A 16,355-nucleotide genomic window follows, 5' to 3' on the forward strand; every position below is an offset into this window, starting at 1 on the left:
CTCACCAAAGTTGGTGTTAATGAATTATTGGAGAATTGTGGCGGGTTTTTACTTTTTCACTCCTTAAAGAATCTTTTTACTTTCTGCCTCTCTGTCCTCGAGGCTAAACGTGCTGCATAAGGGCAAGGAGTTGGCTTATGCGCCACTCCTTAACCGCCCCTGTTCCGCAGGCTTTTTACTTTTTCACTCCTTAAAGAATCTTTTTACTTTCTGCCTCTCTGTCCTCGAGCCTAAACGTGCTGCACAAGGGCAAGGAGTTGCACATAAGCCAACTTCGACACAAATTCCAAGCCCGGGAATTTATGTCAAAGTTAGCTTATGCTCCACTCCTTAACCGCCCTTGTTCCGCAGGCTTTTTACTTTTTCATTGTCTAAAGATTCTTTCTAGTTTCTGCCTCTCTGTCCTCGAGTCTAAACGTGCTGCACAAGGGCAAGGAGTTGCACCTAGGGGACTTCGTTCACAAATTCCAAGCCCAGGAATTTCTGACCAAAGTCCCCTAGGCTCCACTCCTTAACCGCCCTTGTTCCGCACTCTTTTTCCAAACCTCACCGAAAAAATACTTCCCTGTGGTACATTATCGTTCAAGGTCAACTTAGCCCCATTTAGCGATGCGAGCTCGGCTACGATTGCTAATCCCAAACCAGTGCCTGGGATTGTACCGCGAACGTTGCTGCTTCTGTAAAAACGTTCAAAGATGTGGGCCTTATCTTCGGCGGCAATTCCAGAGCCTTCGTCAATGACCTGGATGACTGTCTGGTCATTGATGAGCTTTAGGACAAGTTTGATGGTGGTATTCGGTTCGGCATACTTACTGGCATTGTTCAGCAGATTGGTGACGATTTGAGTCACGCTGGCCTCGTGTGCAGTCAGCTGGATACCTGAATCGATCTCAGTCACCAGACGTTGTGGGAATAACGGCGCAGTATTTTTTGCGAGGGCTGCCAGCGAGGCACTGAGGTCATACTGTTCAAAATCAAAGGTGGCCCGGTCAGCTCGTGTTAATGCCAAGAGTTCTTCTACCAGCGTTTCCATCTGGTGGGATTCGTCATCGATGTATTTGACCGACTGCGCGATCACTTCCGGATGCGCCTTAGCCCGCCGTTTAATTAATTGGGCATGACTGCGGATGGTTGCAATCGGTGTGCGCAGTTCATGAGCGGCGTTTAAAATGAAGAGCTTCTCTTTTTCGGCCTGGTCGTGCTGGCGGCTCAGTAAACTGTTAAAACTCAGTGCGAGCTGGGTCGTTTCCGTTGGCTTATCAGGTACCGGCAGCTGCAGTTTTTCCCGGCTCGTGGTTTTCGTCGCATTTTCGGCACTTCTCGTCAGGTTCGCCAGTGGTGCGGTCAGTCGGTTGGTCAGAAAACGAATGTAAAATGGGCTGATGATCAGGGTGGCCAGCAGCACCAGTAACGCCACCAGAACGATCCGGCCCAGCAGCTTAAATTGACTGTTCATGTTCGTCCAGAGCTGGTAGTGAATTTTATAGGCGTCACCGGTGGTGTGGTAGAGAAACCCGAAACCTGGTTCGTAGTAGAGGTGTGCAAACACAGGGATTTTGTGCAGATGACCCGCTAGCAAGCGTTTGGCACCCGGTGAGTAGTAGTATTTCACGGCGGCATCATCGCGGTCGTTGTGGACGCGCACGTAACTGGTACTCGTATTCAAGGTGCTGTTGACACGCCAATTTTCCCAGTCATCATCGCTGTCGATGTCGCGTTTTTTCAGCGAGTGCACGATGTTGGTGGAGTTGATGCTCGTGTTGACAAGCAGCTGGTGGCCAGTTGCCAGAACCGTCATCACGCTGGAAAGCACGGTGATCACGATGAGCATGGCAAGAAAGCTTCTTAAAATGATGGCGGCGCTGTTTTGTTTGAAGTGTAATTTCATATCGATAACCTGCTTGGGTGTGCCGGAGGGTGGTCAGCCATGATGCTGAAAGGCTGAACGGGACAATGATGGTAGACGCGCACGTAACGAGTGTCCCTAAGTTATCTCCCGCCGACCTGTCATGGGGGCCGGATGGGAGCTTGTGGTCCGTATTTCGATAATCAGAAATTATCGGTAGCGACCTTCTGCTTGCATGATTGTTGAAATGACCTTGAGGTAAGTTTTTAAGTCTTGTCGTATATCAGGTTCGTGCCGTTCGGCAGTGATATTAGCCACCCATGGGTAGTTGTTGCGCGGTTCGTTTAAATTGTGACGGTTGATATTCATGTTGAAGACCTCCTAAATTGAAGTTAGATTTTGACCGTCCGACCCGCTTGATAGATCAGTGACCAAGTCGGGTGCAGACGTTGGTTGAGTTTGATCGGATACGGCGCTAGCTTGTAATCATACATCTTAGAAACCTGCAGTTTCTGCGTGGCTGCGGTGTTGTTACTGATTTTGATGAGGTACTTGCCCTTCGCAAGGACGCGGTGGATCAACAGTGATTTTGGCCCAGCGGTAAGCTGATAGGCGTGGTGCGTACTCAGGTTGGTCAGTTGGCCGGTAAGGTGTGTTTTTGGTGCGGTTGAAACAATCAAGTGGGTCGCTGCGTGATTGAGTTTGATTTCCTGTGTGAGGTCTTTATGCGGCGCAACAGCAGTCAGTTTGGCTCTGTACTGAATGGATAGCTGGCTGAGTTGCCCAGTGACCAATTGGCTGTGATCAATCAAGTACAAGGGTGAAGTAACGTAGGCGGCTGCCACAACGAACAGAAATGCCACGGTGTTGAACACCCGAAAACGTGTCGTTTTTGGCGTCAAAGATTTAATCGCGGGCCGGTCGATCGTGCTCAGGAGAAAGAGCATCGGCATCAGTGCCTGACCGTAGCGACTTTCAGTTTCCCACATGAGGGTGTGAAAGGCGAGGTAGCCAACCGCGGTAACAAGTGCCAGCACAAACGCGGTGTTGGGCATGCTGGCTTGGCGCCTGATCAGAGCCACGCTGCTGAACAGGGCTTCAACGTAAAGCAGAATAATGCTTGCCCGCATCAACGCTGAACTCATTGTCTTGATCGGCGCTTCCACCTTCTGATAACTCGCCGGTGCCTGGATAAACCCGCCCGTGTAAGCGGATTGGACGTTACCAACGTTTAACAGAATGCCGAGTTTAACTCCCCACTGTTTAACGATGCCAAAGATGCCCAATTTCTTAAGCCGAGCTGGCAAGGCTTTATTGAGGTAGGATTGACGGGCGGCTTTCGTCGGCAGTGCGTCCAATTTTTTAACATCCGCACCGTTGATTCGGCCATAACTGTTCGGGTTATAGCCCATTTCGATCCAGTGCATCGTTGGAATCTGGTACTTGGTGGACACTGAGAAATGATCCGCGGTTTCCATCGCGTGTGTGACCGGCACACTGGCAGCAAAGCCGCCCAGCATCAAAATAAACGGTACCAGCAGTTTCACAAACTGTGACCGCTGGCGGATGAACAGCCAGATGCCCACGATGACAATGGCTACAGCTAAGACGATCAGGTTAGGCTTCACGATTTGGCCCAGCATCACTGCCAGAAAGATGGCCACGCCCATGAGTGTCTTTTTCAGGGTCGTCATGTGCGGCCAGTGCGCTAATGTGTAGAACACCAGCGCCAGTGTCAGCAAAATTGGCAGGTCAGAATAGAAGACTTGCAGGTAGTACGTGTAGGCAAAGGAACTGAAAACAAAGAAGACCATGGTTGCTAACGCACTGCCGTTGCGGGTCGTAAACTGACGGACCAGCGAAATAATAAGGGCAATAAAACCATCGAGTAACAGCAGTGACAGCAGATGAACGGCCACGAAGGTGGAGATGTGGACCAACGCAAATAGTTTGATCCAATAACTCATTAAAATAGCCAACGGAACGTTATTGGGACTGCGGTAAAAGTAAATGGAACGGGTCCAGTCGAGGTGCCCCCGACTGAGCAGTTCAGCTTGGTTGAGCACCCGATAAGGATCGTGATAAACCGTTGCTGGCAAAAAGTGCAGAATCAGCAGCTGGATGACCAAAATGGCGCCCATACTGCCGACAAATGCCCATTTCATGGTTCTGGGAGACAGGCGGTCAGCAAACCGTTTAAAGTAGGGCTTGATGAACCACAACAGTGCCGCAACCGCAAGAACCAGGTACGACAGCTTGGGGTTCTTGGGAAAAATCACGTTGGAAACGATCCCCAAACCGAGCCCGCCAATCAAGAGAACCGCAAAAAAATTCGTCAAATTTATTTTTCTTAACAACATAATCACCTAATTATCGAGTAGTATTTGTCAGCAAATGGCCGACCGCGCTAAGGTTACGCGACCTTAACGATGAAACTGACTGTAGTTTAGGCAACTCAGCCATTTGAAAAAAGAGCGGTCAAATTAATGAAAAATGAGAAATTTTCATCATTGTGACCGGTGGGTGACTATCGTTGATGAGGCTGGGTTTTTTACATTAAAAAATCTCATACTGGCTTGGTTGACCGACGAAAATAACACAAAAATAACTCTGGAAAAGTGTTTTTGCTTTGCAGTCACCGGTGTTTCGGGTCAGATCGATCAGTTGTAAAACACAAAATCACCCTGATAAAAAGACATACGTCATTTTTTATCAGGGTGGTTTAAATGTGTTTGATAATCATTAATAGCGTTCTGTTTTGCGAAGCATCACGTGGTAGCGCAAGTAAATATGCTTGTGCCCAGTAATCGGGTACTGGTTGATTGCAAACGCGCTGTGGGCCACGCCAGCCGATAGATAATGGTGGCCGATGTTAGTCACCTTGACCCGAAACAAGCCGTTAGCAACCCGGTGGTAGTGCAGCCGTTCGCAGTGAATGGCCAGTCCCGTTTTATGAGCGATAAGCTGGCCATTGCGATACAGTCTAACGGCGACCCGTGTCCGGGAACGTTTCGTGAGTTGTAAAACGACGGCGGAACTCGGCACGGTCACGCGAATTCGTGAACTCACCGAATGGCCTGGCCTGAGCGGGTAGCGGGAATCATTGTAGTACTTGCCGTTAGCTTGTTCGGAAACAATCCGCAGGTGAGACGTCGATTGGAATCGGCTTAATCCTAGTCCGAATAAAACAAGGCAGACGGCGGTGGCCGCTGGTAACGCCCAGCGGGGCAGTGCCCAGTGGTGGCTGCCAGCGCTAACCGGTACCTGTTGTGCACCAAGTGCGCCCCAGAGCAAAAAGAGTGGCAGCAGCGGCAGGGCATAGCGCGGCTCGACTTCCCAGAAAATAATGTGGAAACTCATCAGGCCCAACAGACTTAGCGACAGAAACCCGTTTTCCCAAAAACGCGCTGGGGTCGTAAAAAAGAATAGCGCAACGATCAGCAGGCCGATATAGAAGACTTGTGATGCCACTGTGAGCCGGGCATTGATGGCGTCGCGAGACACTAAGAACCAGTGCGGAGCCTTTTGCCACTGGTTCGTTAAAAGAAAACTGCCAAAGGTTCCTGTCGACAAGAAGGCATCGCTTTTTTTGACCAGGTGCTTTACAACACCGGTTGCACCTAACCGGCTGACCCGCTTTTGAATTAACTGTTTTGCACGATGAGCCTTTTGCTGTTTTGTCGGCATTAGCCGTTCCTGGTACGCATCTTGAAAATTGTATTCACCATTCGTAGCCGGGTTCCAGCTCATAGCGATCCAGCTGGTGAAAGGCAATGCCACGTTAGGGTCAGACTGATAGCCTGCTTGTTTGGCAGCGGTTCTTGTAACAAGGGTCCCGCCACCGAGTGCCAAAACACAAGCCAGCCCAAGAATCAACATCGTTTTGAGCGTCACCTTTTGTTTAAGCCATCCGTATCCCAAGAGTCCAAAAAAAGCAATCATGATGACAATCATGTTTGGTTTGATCAGGACGCCGAAACTGAGTTCACCGACGAGCAGGGCGTCCAACCCATACCGCTGCCAACCAGTCCGTTGTCGACTTAATTGCCAAAGCGCCAGGCTGACGATTGGTACCGGTACGACCAGCGGATCAGAGTACATAAAGAGGCCGAAACAGTACAGCGGAATTGTCAGCAGCCACATACCAGCAAGAAGGGGTCTCAGCGCGGTACGATGCCAAGTCTTTAAAATGCTTAATCCTGCCCAGAGAGCCGTGTCCAACCAGAGGAAGCGCAGGATGTTCAGTAGGACCCAGGGGGAGGAAAGATGTACCCAATTACAGACTGTCAGGATGGCGGTTTCCAACAAAACGAGGTTGTTATTATTACTGTAAACCTGAAAATAGCTGTTCCAGTGCGTTGTTAGATGACCGGCCAGCGCAACGGCCTGATTCTTGACAATAAACGAATCAGCTTCACCCGCGTCAATGAAAAATACTGCCAGACTCAGCTGTAAAACGCCAATGATAATCAGCAATCCAATCAGTAACCGGCGTTGCGTTTGCGGCGATTGGCGCAGACACCAGCGGACAGCGCAAATCAGCACGCCGGCAACGGCCAGACCACCGACCAGCAGCCCCGCACGCTGGCCCATTGTGATGGTTGGAAAGGTTACTGGGGCAATCACTGCTAAAAGGAGAATACCTCCCAGTATAAGGGCTTGAAACCAGTGCAAACCTCGAATTAATTTCATCTTCATCGATCCTTATCTTAAGTTGCTAGCCAAGTGTTCTGGGTCTTAAAAATTGGCACTTGAACCCATTAATTATAGAGAACCACGAATGACTCGTGAAAGGGGATGAAGATGAGCGATAAATGAAAAAAATTTAGAATTGGCGGAATGACACCATTGTTTTGTTGATCTGACAGGTTTCTGAGAAAATTCAGTTGCGGCGTTTGAGGGCTGTGAGCAGTGCCAATCAGTCAATGACGTGTTGCAAAATGATGTGGATTATTGTGACCTCAGATGAGCAACCACCCGTCTTTCACCAAGATGAGTGACAACGTCACATAAAATAAATGGCGCAAAATATTGGCTGGTGGGGTAGAATACGGGTGACACAATAACGAGGCGGTGAAACAACGATGACGAAAACAATTATGGTGGTTGAAGACGAGCCGGGGTTACAACAACTGTTAAAAACAGAATTGACGCTGGAAGACTACGACGTCTTGGTTGCAAAAGATGGGCAGGTCGGGTTGGATCTTTATGATGAAAATCAGGGTCGAATCGACCTGATCATTTTGGATTGGATGTTGCCGAAGGTGGACGGCTTGGGAGTTTTACGTCGCATTCGCCGACAGGATCCGCAGCTGCCGGTCATCTTCTTAACGGCGCGTGATTTCAGTGGCGACAAGGTGGCGGGGTTGGATGCCGGGGCCGATGACTACATGACCAAGCCCTTTGAAATGGAAGAACTGCTGGCCCGCATTCGTGTGATGTTTCGCCGCGAAACGGTACAACAAAGCGAACCGGCAAAGTATCAGATTGGCAACTTTGTGCTGGATACCAAGGCCCACCAGGCCATTTATAACGATGAGCGGATCGCACTTACCCAACGCGAGTACGGCGTGTTGCGGCTGCTATTTTCAAAACAGGGCGAAACACTGACCCGTGATGAGATCTTGGATGCTGTTTGGGGAACTGAATTTGTGGGGCAGACGAATATTGTGGACGTCTACGTGCGGCAACTGCGGAATAAAATAAAGCAGCTGCCCGACGTGGGGTTTGAAATTCAAACCGTTCGCGGCATCGGCTACACCCTGATCGAGGCCTGATATGACAAAAAAATTAACGCAACGTTACCTTATTATTCAGACCACGATCCGCACGTTTTTAATTGCGACAGTGATCAGCCTTGTCCTGACCAGTCTCGTGGTGTCGGTCGGCCTGTTCAGCAGCGGTAAGAGTGCCACCGTTAAGATGGTGGATTCCTTACAGGACACCTTCGTGCACGTGACCCCCAACACCGATGCCTGGGTCGCCACAGCCAAGCAGGGGCCATCGACCAGCTATGTTCAAATCGATGTTGCTAAAACTGCTACAACCAGAGCCAGTGTTTTTGAGAGCACCGGGACGACCAGCTTTCTGCAGAAATCTCGGCAATCGCTTGGGAAAATCGTCAGGTATGTTCACGGTGACGGCCTGTATTTCTACGAGACACGTCACACCCAAAAAGCGACCTATCACGTCTGGCTGAAAATTGACTACCTCCTAAATGAATTGGCGATTATTTTAATCACCGTGTTGGCGGCGCTGTTGTTTAGTGCGTTGCTTGGGGTAGTTCTGATTGGCCGAACATCACGACGCATTTCACAGCCGCTGGTGACCCTGACCGACGCAGTCACCAGTCGAACGGCCAACTTGAAAACAGCCAATGATGCGTTGCCGGTACCCAAATCGCCAGCCGAGGTTGAAGCCTTGGCCCAGCGGTTCAATCAACTTTTACGTGCGTTAAACGATGAGCTGCTGCAGGAGCAACGGTTTGTGTCCGATGCGTCCCACGAACTGCGGACACCACTGAGTGTCATTCGGGGCTACGTGATGCTGCTGAAACGACGCGGCAAGGACCATCCAGAATTGTTTGACGAAGCCGTTAATTTCTTGGATAGCGAAACGCAGCGGTTAACCCATCTGGTCGAGTCGCTGCTGACCATTACCCGCAATGAAAAACTTAATTTAGCACTCACACCAGTCAACGTGGCCGAGCTCTTTAGTGACGTGCTGCCACAGTATGGTGCGCAACTGCCCCAGACGCTTGACGTTGCCATTGATCCGGCGGTGACCGTTCGAGCAGATGCGGACAGTTTAAAACAAATCGTGCTGGCGCTGATTGAAAATGCCAGCAAATATTCCCCAGCAGAAAGCACCATTTCGGTCTCGGCCAAACAGGAACCAATTGGGAGCACGCTACAGGTACGCGACACCGGTGTCGGGATTCCCGACGACGAAAAGGCAAAAATCTTCGATCGATTCTACCGTGTTGACGAAGCGCGTTCGTCTGAGATTCCGGGCACGGGCCTGGGACTAGCCATCGTTTCCCAGTTGGTGGCATTAAATCACGCAACGATTGCGGTCACTGATAACCAGCCGCAGGGCACCGTGTTTACCCTGACATTTCCTGCATTATGAAGAATCTTCATCATTCCTTCAGCATCCCCCGATAGTTACTGTACCTCATCCAAGCTAGAATAAAGTCATTCAATCAGATGTTGCTTAGACGAGATACGGAGATGATGAAAATGGCAACGAACACAATTACACGGGCACCCGAATCTACCGCGAAGACAATTTTAAACAAGGTGCCGCAAATCACGATCCTCTTTTGGCTAACCAAGCTGGTCAGTACTGGCCTTGGTGAATCAGTTTCAGATTTCTCAAGTCAGATTTTTGGTCAGCAAAATTCAAATTTAGGTGAACTATTTACCGTCGCCTGGTCGCTTGGGTTATTCATTGTTTTTCTCTTTTTACAAATGCGATCAAATCGGTACCGACCGTTCTACTACTGGTCCTCAGTCGCCCTACTAGCGGTCTTTGGCACCTTCTCGGCAGACACGTTTAAGAGCCTGACCGGGTTGCACTACCTAGAAACAACGTTGATCTTCGGCGCACTATTGCTGGTCAGCTTTGGCTTATGGCAGCACGCGACGCACGACCTGTCGATTCACCACATCACCAACCGGAAAAAGGAAGCCTACTACTGGCTGACCGTTGCCTTCTCGTTCATGTTAGGGACGGCAGCCGGCGACTGGTTCGCAACTGCCCGGGTCGGTGGTTACAACGTTGATCCAACTGGACTTGGTTTAGGGTTCTTGAACTCCGGACTGATCTTCGGCGCCGCTTTCTTAGCCCTTGTCGCTTACCGGATGATTCGAAAGCCAGCACAAAATGGTGCTAGTGAGATCATCACCTTCTGGCTTGCGTACGTGTTGACCCGGCCAGTCGGCGCCAGCTTCGCTGACTACTTCGGCTATGACTTCCACAACGGGATCCTTGGCAACCAGGGCATGTCACTCATCTGGCTTGCATTGTTCGCCATCTGCATGACGGTTAACCTGGTACTCAAACACCGGGAGAATGCGGCAACAGCTAGTGTGGAGACGGAAGAACAAGAACGAATTGATGTGAAACAAAAGTAAAGAGTGGAACACACTGTTTAAAAATGGAGCGGACGCGGACTGTTTTAAAATAATCCGCTTCCGCTCCATTTTGTGGTTCGAGGAACTCGAAATAGTTGCCTCGAAAGCCTCATGACAATCAACTGTTTGAGCAATTGGACGATAGCGCGTGGAAAAAGACGTTGTTGCCCCCTAAAAAAGGCGCCCCTAGCCGTAAATCCAACTTGGATTTTTGCTAGGGGCGCTCTTATTCTGAGACCGACTTATTTACTCTGGTTATACAACCAATCACGCACAGCCGGAATCGTGTAGCCGTAGTTGAACGACTGCATGTGGCCCAAAGATGAATTCGACCAAGTCAGGAAGTTGGCGTTATCCTTTTTCGCCAGCATCTGGTTGACGGTTTTGTTTTTCGTGGCCGCACTTGCCGCCGCGCTCAACGTTTCGTGAGTGTAGGCAACATTATTCTTTTTCAGATAATTGATGAGGTCGTTTTGACCAGAAGAAGCCTGACTGTCACCGCTAGAAACGATGTAGAAAAACTTCTGATGCTTCAACGCTGCTAACTGTTTGACGTCCCATTGCGAGGATACATACAGGGTGGCCGCGAACAGCTTCGGGTAGTGTGAGTTGAGATAGAACATCGTCATACCACCCATCGATTGCCCCGTGGCGTACAGCCGTTTTTTATTGATACTGTACTTGGATTCCAATGAGGATAATAGATCCAGATAAGTCTGGACGTTCTTTTTAACCACTGACGACCCGCTTTGACCCACGCCGCCAGCGACTGTTGACGTGCTAAAGACCGGGACGAGAATGAAACTGGCGTGCTTTTTCTGTTCCGATGGCGTGGCCCAGATCGTCCCGCCGTATCCCTGGCTCAACCCGGTTTTAGTGGACTTACCGGTGACTGAATCGTCAGGGATAAATGAGAGGAGCGGGTAGGATGAACGTTTCGAATAGTTCGCAGGCACGAACAAGTTGTATTTCAGGGTCACACCAGTTTTACTGTCTTTGTAGCTGGCCTGAGTGAATTTTGATTCCGTTTCGTTTAGGACGGTACTCAGGCTGGAATCGGCCGTTGCATCGTTGGTGTCTGTTTTTTTAAATGTTTTTGAGCTCGAACTTGACGAAGCACTCGAACTGCTGGCTTTGTTTTGTGAGCTGCTGGAAGCACATGCTGTCAGTGTGAGGGTGAGGAAAAACGCTAATGCTGTGCCGATGAGAACTTGTTTTTTCATGATAATCACCTCTATGGGTTGGTGGGCTAGTTGAATAAAGCTTTAAGTGAATTGTAGCACTTGAACTTTCTGCAACGATGTTATTTGGCCTAAACGTAAAAAAAGTGCTAGGTGATCAGGCAAGATGGACTCGAAAATTGCTGGTGATCAGTGGCCAGTCATAAAAATCCCGTCTCATGTGTAAAACCAAGGCGGGATTTTTATGGTGTTTAATTCAGGTTCAGAAAAAATAACGGCAATCACCTCCTAAAGGATATTGTTGGACTTGCTGACCTGTTGCGACAGCGAAGTTAGCGGTGTGGCCGTCTGTTTCAAAACGGCATTGGTCGGCACGCTGGCAACAAAGCCGAGCAACACGACGGTAAACGGCACCAGAAAGGTCATAAAGCGTGCGCGCTGACGAATGAAGAGCCACATCGCAACGATGGTGATGCCGAATGCTAACACAACGAAACTTGGAACGATTGCCTGCCCAAACATCGCAATCAGAAACAGACTGATGCCCATTAATGCCCGTTTTATCGTGGAAGCATGTGACCAGTTGAAAAGGGTGACCAACACGAGTGCCAACGGCAGCAGAACGGCCATCACAGTTAGTGAAATCGATAGATAATAAGCACTGGTGAGGGTCAGGAAAAGGGTGAGAAATGATGGCATTAAATAGTCGTCACGTGTGATCAGACAGTTTTTGGCCAGTGACGCGAACAGGCCAACGATAATATCCAACAAACCGATTGCGAGTACGTGGGTCAGAAAAGTTGCGGGCTGCAAGACACCGGCTGGCAGAAAGAGCAGCATTAGCAGTTGGCTGATAACCAGAACACTCAGGTTAATGACCCAGAGCCATTTTTGGAGGTGAATTGAAACGTGCGAAGCCAACCTGTTCGTTAGCCGGCTGACCAGCCAAAAGAGGATACAGAAGGCGATGACCACTAGTATTAATTGCGGATTACTTGGGAAGACGAGGGTTGCCATTATAGCGGCACCAAACGCGGTACCAAGTATGATGGCGAGGCCTTTGACCCAGTTTATTTTTGTAAGCAACGATGTCACCCGATTTCCGTTTGAACGCTGTTTAGACGCACAGCGTTCAAGTATTTTTGAAGCTGTCTGTAGTTTACTTAAATTTATGTGGTGGAAAAAGAGGGTCAAAATAAACTGAAGATGAGAAAAATTCAGAAGGGTATTTTACAAACCAAGATTTTAGCTGCCAAACAGTATTTTTACGCAGCACATTGGAATGTTTTTAACGTGGATTGCGGCAGAGAATAATAATCTCATTTGTTCAAAATAAACAACACAGTTAGTAGCTAATGTATGCTATTCTTATCATAAAATCCGTTGACAGATGCGATTTAAGCACCCGTTAATACTAAGAAGGCCAGTGCAAGATGATTTTCAAAATCGTCGCAGTATCCTACATGGCATCATTGATTGCTAACACGGTATTGCTGCTCGGCGGGGTGTCCCTGATCATGTGGATCAAGCGGGAGCCCATGACTAATTTTATAGGTAAACATAAAACACTGTTGAGCTGCATCATGGGTGATGCCCTTATTATCCTGGCTTATATGCAACTATGGGTGAACCAAAACGCAGCGACAACACTGGTTGGGTTTCACTGGACGTACTTCAACGTCATGCTTGTGGCAACGTTTAATCTGCTGATCTACACGAACAATCGCTGGCAAATGTTATACACGCTGGTTGGGACGGCAATCTGGCCGCTAACCGGAAAAGTTACTGTCCCACTAGTTCTGGGAACGTTGGGATTACTGGTGGTCACTTATTTCATTTATTGTGTGACTGACCGGATAATGCACAGCGGTTTGCTGTACACGGTCTTATTTATCATCTATTCGGCAATTTGGCTCGCGATGACAAACGACATGTTTGGCCACCAGTCTCGGCCGGCGTGGGGGCGGCAGATTGCGGCGCTAATCGTGCTTAATCTTGTTGTTTTCGGCTATTACCAGATGTTGAAAAGTCAACTGGACCGCATGGATACGTTCCGGCACCAGGCGCAGGTGGATGAGTTGACGAATGCACACACTTTCGCAATGTTTAATGAGAAGCTGGCAGATGCCTTCACCCAATTCCAGCAGGATGGCAAGCTGTACGCTGTTTTTACGTTGGATATCGACCATTTTAAACGGGTGAACGACACTTATGGCCACCTGGCGGGGAATAAAGTGCTAACAGCCGTTGCCCACCAGATTGAACACGTGGTGGAGAGTGGCCAGTACGCTGGTCAGGTCTACCGAACCGGTGGCGAAGAATTTACGGTCATCCTCCATGATATTCGCGAGGATGATCAGGAGGCGGAGACCATGTTGCGCACCGTACAAGCAGCGGTAGGCACCCTCATGTTTACGTTTGACGGTCAGCAGTTACAGGTCACAATTTCACTTGGCGGCACCCACGTGTACACTGAGGATACCAACTATTTGCAGGTCTATAAGCGTGCTGACCAGTACCTGTATGATTCTAAACGGCATGGTAGAGATGCGGTCACCTTACGCGGGCGGACGTTGGCACGGTGAAACGTTGCCGGTGCAGAGATAACCGGATGAGTTGATTTTATTGTGATTCAGGCTATTAATCGTGACAGCGGTCTTCCCTGTTTGTTTACGCTTTGATTGAAGTTTGAATTGAAATGAAACGGGGAGACTTTTTTAATCCAAAAGAATGCCTTTAGCGGTATAGTGAGGTCATTAACTCTAATGAAGCGGGGACAATTATGACAGAAATTACCTATCGCAATTTATCATCCGGGCCAGTCACTATTTGTCGCGAATTGTGCAATCAATTGATGACTTATCAGGCAAATAAGACGCATTTACCCAAGTTCAAAACCATTCTGTCATCGATGAATTTTGAGAATCGGTTACAGCCGGCATTTGAGAATTCTGATGAAAAAGCACTCCTCGTTGCCTTTGATGGTGAGCAACCCATCGGCTACGTTTTTGTGAACGCCGAAATGCTGACGCAAGATAAATTCAATGAGCGCCCAGAATGGGCCAATCAATTCTCCGCTGACAGTCAGTGGCTATTTCCTAACTGGCTGAAGTTACCGACCAAAATTGCGGAGTTGAACAATCTCTACGTTGATCCAACGTATCAGGGACAGCACATCGGCGGACATTTAATGGCATTTGCAATGGACTGGCTGCAACATCAATCGGGTGCGAAAGATTTGTTTGTGTTTGTGTCCAATGGCAATAATGCGGGATCCCTTTACGAACGCTTTGGTTTCCGCTATGACCACGAGGTGCTGGATGGCCTTATCAAAGCCTACTATCTGGAAAATCGCGGTCTAGATTAGGGTGCCGCGTCAGGCTCCTCAAAACTTTGCTTAAAACAACAAAAAAACGAGTAATCAGTTTAGACACGCTAAGCTGGTTACTCGTTTTTAATTTGCGTTAAAGTAATTCCATATTCAATAATCGTGTTAAACAGGCACTAACGGCCGCTAACGTCTGATGGCAACTCCTGTGTTGATTTTTCACGTGAAGAGGCGAAGCCGAAGCCAACACACCAGAGAATCCCGAGGGTGGCGGAAATGGCGCTGCCGTTGATAAACAGGCAACCATAGATGATCGCGAAGAAGACAATCAGCAGCGGGTCAACGACCTTGTAGAACGGGGCGATGAAGCCGTCGGGGTCGAAATCTGCTGACTTACGGTACTTGTAGTGCGCCAGAACAGTGAGGGCGTACACGATGAGGTAGAGGTCACTGGTAGTGGAGCTGATCAGCTGGAACAGGGTGGTGATACTTGAAAACAGGCTGACCAGTGGTGCAATCAGCATCAGAGCAGCGGAGAACAAGATACACCGCGCTGGCACTTTCCGGCTGGAAATATTTTGGAACTGATTCATGATGTGCGTGTCTGATTCCGTTGAGAGTTGATATAAGTGGCGACCTGCTGAATAGATGAAACTGTTGATGGATGACGCCGCCGCGGTCAGAACCACGAAGTTGATCAGACTGGCAGCGAATTTAATACCAATCATGGAAAAGACTTGAACGAAAGGACTCTGACTGGTGTTGATGTTTTGCCATGGGTAGATGGCCATGATCACCAGCAGGGCGCCAATGTAGAAGATGACGATTCGGATGATGGTGCTGTTGATAGCCTTGGGAAGCACCTTGTGCGGATTCTTTGTTTCAGCGGTCGTGATCCCGACGAATTCCATCCCGGTAAAGGCGTAGAACACCATGGGCAGAGCCGTCAGAAATGATTTGAAGCCCTTAGGGAACATTGAGAAGTTGTTAGTGATGTTGCTGATGGCCACGTGACCGGTTGGCGTTTTAAAGGAACTGAACACCATGATGATCCCGGTGACGATCATGGCGAGGATGGCAACAATTTTTATCATGGCAAACCAGAATTCGGCTTCACCAAATAGGCGAACGGCAATGAGGTTAACTGAGGTCAGGACAACCAATAAGGTCACTTGAATGATCCAAGCTGGTAAATGAGGGAACCAGTATTGAACGTAGCTGGCAACCGCTGTAAGTTCGGTCATGACCATGAAAATCAGGCCGCCCCAGTATGTCCAGCCGGCAAAGTAGCCGGTCTTATCACCCAAATAACGGGAGATAAACGCGATGAATGTGTGTTGCGAAGGGTCTTTATAGAGCATTTCCCCGATAGCACGCATCAATAAGAAGAAAAAGAGTCCAATGACCATATAAATGAAAATGACTGAAGGGCCGGTTTTAGAGATGGTGGTGCTGGCCCCTAGAAACAGGCCGGTCCCGATGGTGCCGCCAAGGGCAATCATTTGCACGTGGCGGTTAGTCAGGCTGCGCTTGGTACCATCTGCATTCATATCTGCTGATGAATTTTTATCCATGGAATCACTCCTTTAACTTGCATACAGTTTAAACCCATTTGAATAAATAATGCAATGAAAAATTAGAAAATAATTAGAGAAAAGTTGTCAAATTTAAAACAATAAGCCATCAAAACCGCAAAATATAGGCAGAAAACGAACGTTCATTAAAATTAAATTAAACTTCAATACAATCGATTACACACCATAAGTGACATGAGCATGTGAATATTCAATATTATATTGAATAATTAGTATTGATTTTTACGCAAAAACGGTTATGATAGGGGTAATGAAAGATTGGAGAAC

At 48.6% G+C, this 16,355-nt stretch carries 12 protein-coding genes; 5 read left to right on the forward strand and 7 right to left on the reverse strand.

From position 1 onward, the window contains the following. Window positions 1–511: 511 nt before the first annotated feature. The 4 genes from FC82_RS01750 to FC82_RS01760 form a co-directional block, all read right to left on the reverse strand. Window positions 512–1,888: a sensor histidine kinase gene (locus tag FC82_RS01750; RefSeq protein WP_056996032.1), complete on the reverse strand. Its 1,377-nt coding sequence runs from the start codon at window positions 1,886–1,888 to the stop codon at window positions 512–514. A 168-nt stretch (window positions 1,889–2,056) separates the two neighbouring features. Further along, window positions 2,057–2,215 (reverse strand): hypothetical protein, encoded by a 159-nt coding sequence (locus tag FC82_RS16670; protein WP_156405115.1) that lies wholly within the window; start codon window positions 2,213–2,215, stop codon window positions 2,057–2,059. 23 nt (window positions 2,216–2,238) lie between these two features. Then, window positions 2,239–4,185: a hypothetical protein gene (locus tag FC82_RS01755; RefSeq protein ID WP_054760867.1), complete on the reverse strand. Its 1,947-nt coding sequence runs from the start codon at window positions 4,183–4,185 to the stop codon at window positions 2,239–2,241. A gap of 403 nt (window positions 4,186–4,588) precedes the next feature. After that, complete coding sequence (locus FC82_RS01760) at window positions 4,589–6,538, reverse strand: HAD family hydrolase (protein WP_156405116.1); 1,950 nt, start codon at window positions 6,536–6,538, stop codon at window positions 4,589–4,591. Window positions 6,539–6,930: 392 nt separating this feature from the next. Between FC82_RS01760 and FC82_RS01765 the strand changes: the two genes are divergently transcribed. From FC82_RS01765 to FC82_RS01775, 3 genes are all read left to right on the forward strand, one after another. After that, the gene (locus tag FC82_RS01765; protein ID WP_054760873.1) at window positions 6,931–7,623 is read left to right on the forward strand and encodes a response regulator transcription factor; all 693 of its coding nucleotides are present in this window, start codon (window positions 6,931–6,933) and stop codon (window positions 7,621–7,623) included. Window position 7,624: 1 nt separating this feature from the next. Then, window positions 7,625–8,977, forward strand: coding sequence for a sensor histidine kinase (locus FC82_RS01770; RefSeq protein WP_054760875.1), 1,353 nt, complete (start codon window positions 7,625–7,627; stop codon window positions 8,975–8,977). 110 nt (window positions 8,978–9,087) lie between these two features. Then, window positions 9,088–9,984 (forward strand): COG4705 family protein, encoded by an 897-nt coding sequence (locus FC82_RS01775; protein ID WP_056996034.1) that lies wholly within the window; start codon window positions 9,088–9,090, stop codon window positions 9,982–9,984. A gap of 242 nt (window positions 9,985–10,226) precedes the next feature. Here the strand turns inward: FC82_RS01775 and FC82_RS01780 are convergent, their stop codons facing one another. Together FC82_RS01780 and FC82_RS01785 are read right to left on the reverse strand one after the other, a co-directional pair. After that, window positions 10,227–11,207 (reverse strand): carboxylesterase family protein, encoded by a 981-nt coding sequence (locus FC82_RS01780; protein ID WP_056996035.1) that lies wholly within the window; start codon window positions 11,205–11,207, stop codon window positions 10,227–10,229. Between the two features lie 246 nt (window positions 11,208–11,453). Beyond that, entirely contained in the window at window positions 11,454–12,251 is a 798-nt protein-coding gene (locus FC82_RS01785) for a hypothetical protein (RefSeq protein WP_153020956.1), read from the reverse strand. A gap of 347 nt (window positions 12,252–12,598) precedes the next feature. Here FC82_RS01785 and FC82_RS01790 point away from each other — a divergent pair, with 347 nt between their 5' ends. Continuing rightward, window positions 12,599–13,750 (forward strand): GGDEF domain-containing protein, encoded by a 1,152-nt coding sequence (locus FC82_RS01790; RefSeq protein WP_054760886.1) that lies wholly within the window; start codon window positions 12,599–12,601, stop codon window positions 13,748–13,750. Window positions 13,751–13,947: 197 nt separating this feature from the next. Further along, window positions 13,948–14,532: a GNAT family N-acetyltransferase gene (locus FC82_RS01795; RefSeq protein WP_054760888.1), complete on the forward strand. Its 585-nt coding sequence runs from the start codon at window positions 13,948–13,950 to the stop codon at window positions 14,530–14,532. Between the two features lie 137 nt (window positions 14,533–14,669). Here the strand turns inward: FC82_RS01795 and FC82_RS01800 are convergent, their stop codons facing one another. Further along, window positions 14,670–16,067, reverse strand: a complete 1,398-nt coding sequence (locus FC82_RS01800) for an amino acid permease (RefSeq protein WP_056996037.1) — start codon at window positions 16,065–16,067, stop codon at window positions 14,670–14,672. Window positions 16,068–16,355 lie beyond the last annotated feature (288 nt).

Source organism: Secundilactobacillus collinoides DSM 20515 = JCM 1123, assembly GCF_001435975.1.
Taxonomy (GTDB): Bacteria; Bacillota; Bacilli; order Lactobacillales; family Lactobacillaceae; genus Secundilactobacillus; species Secundilactobacillus collinoides.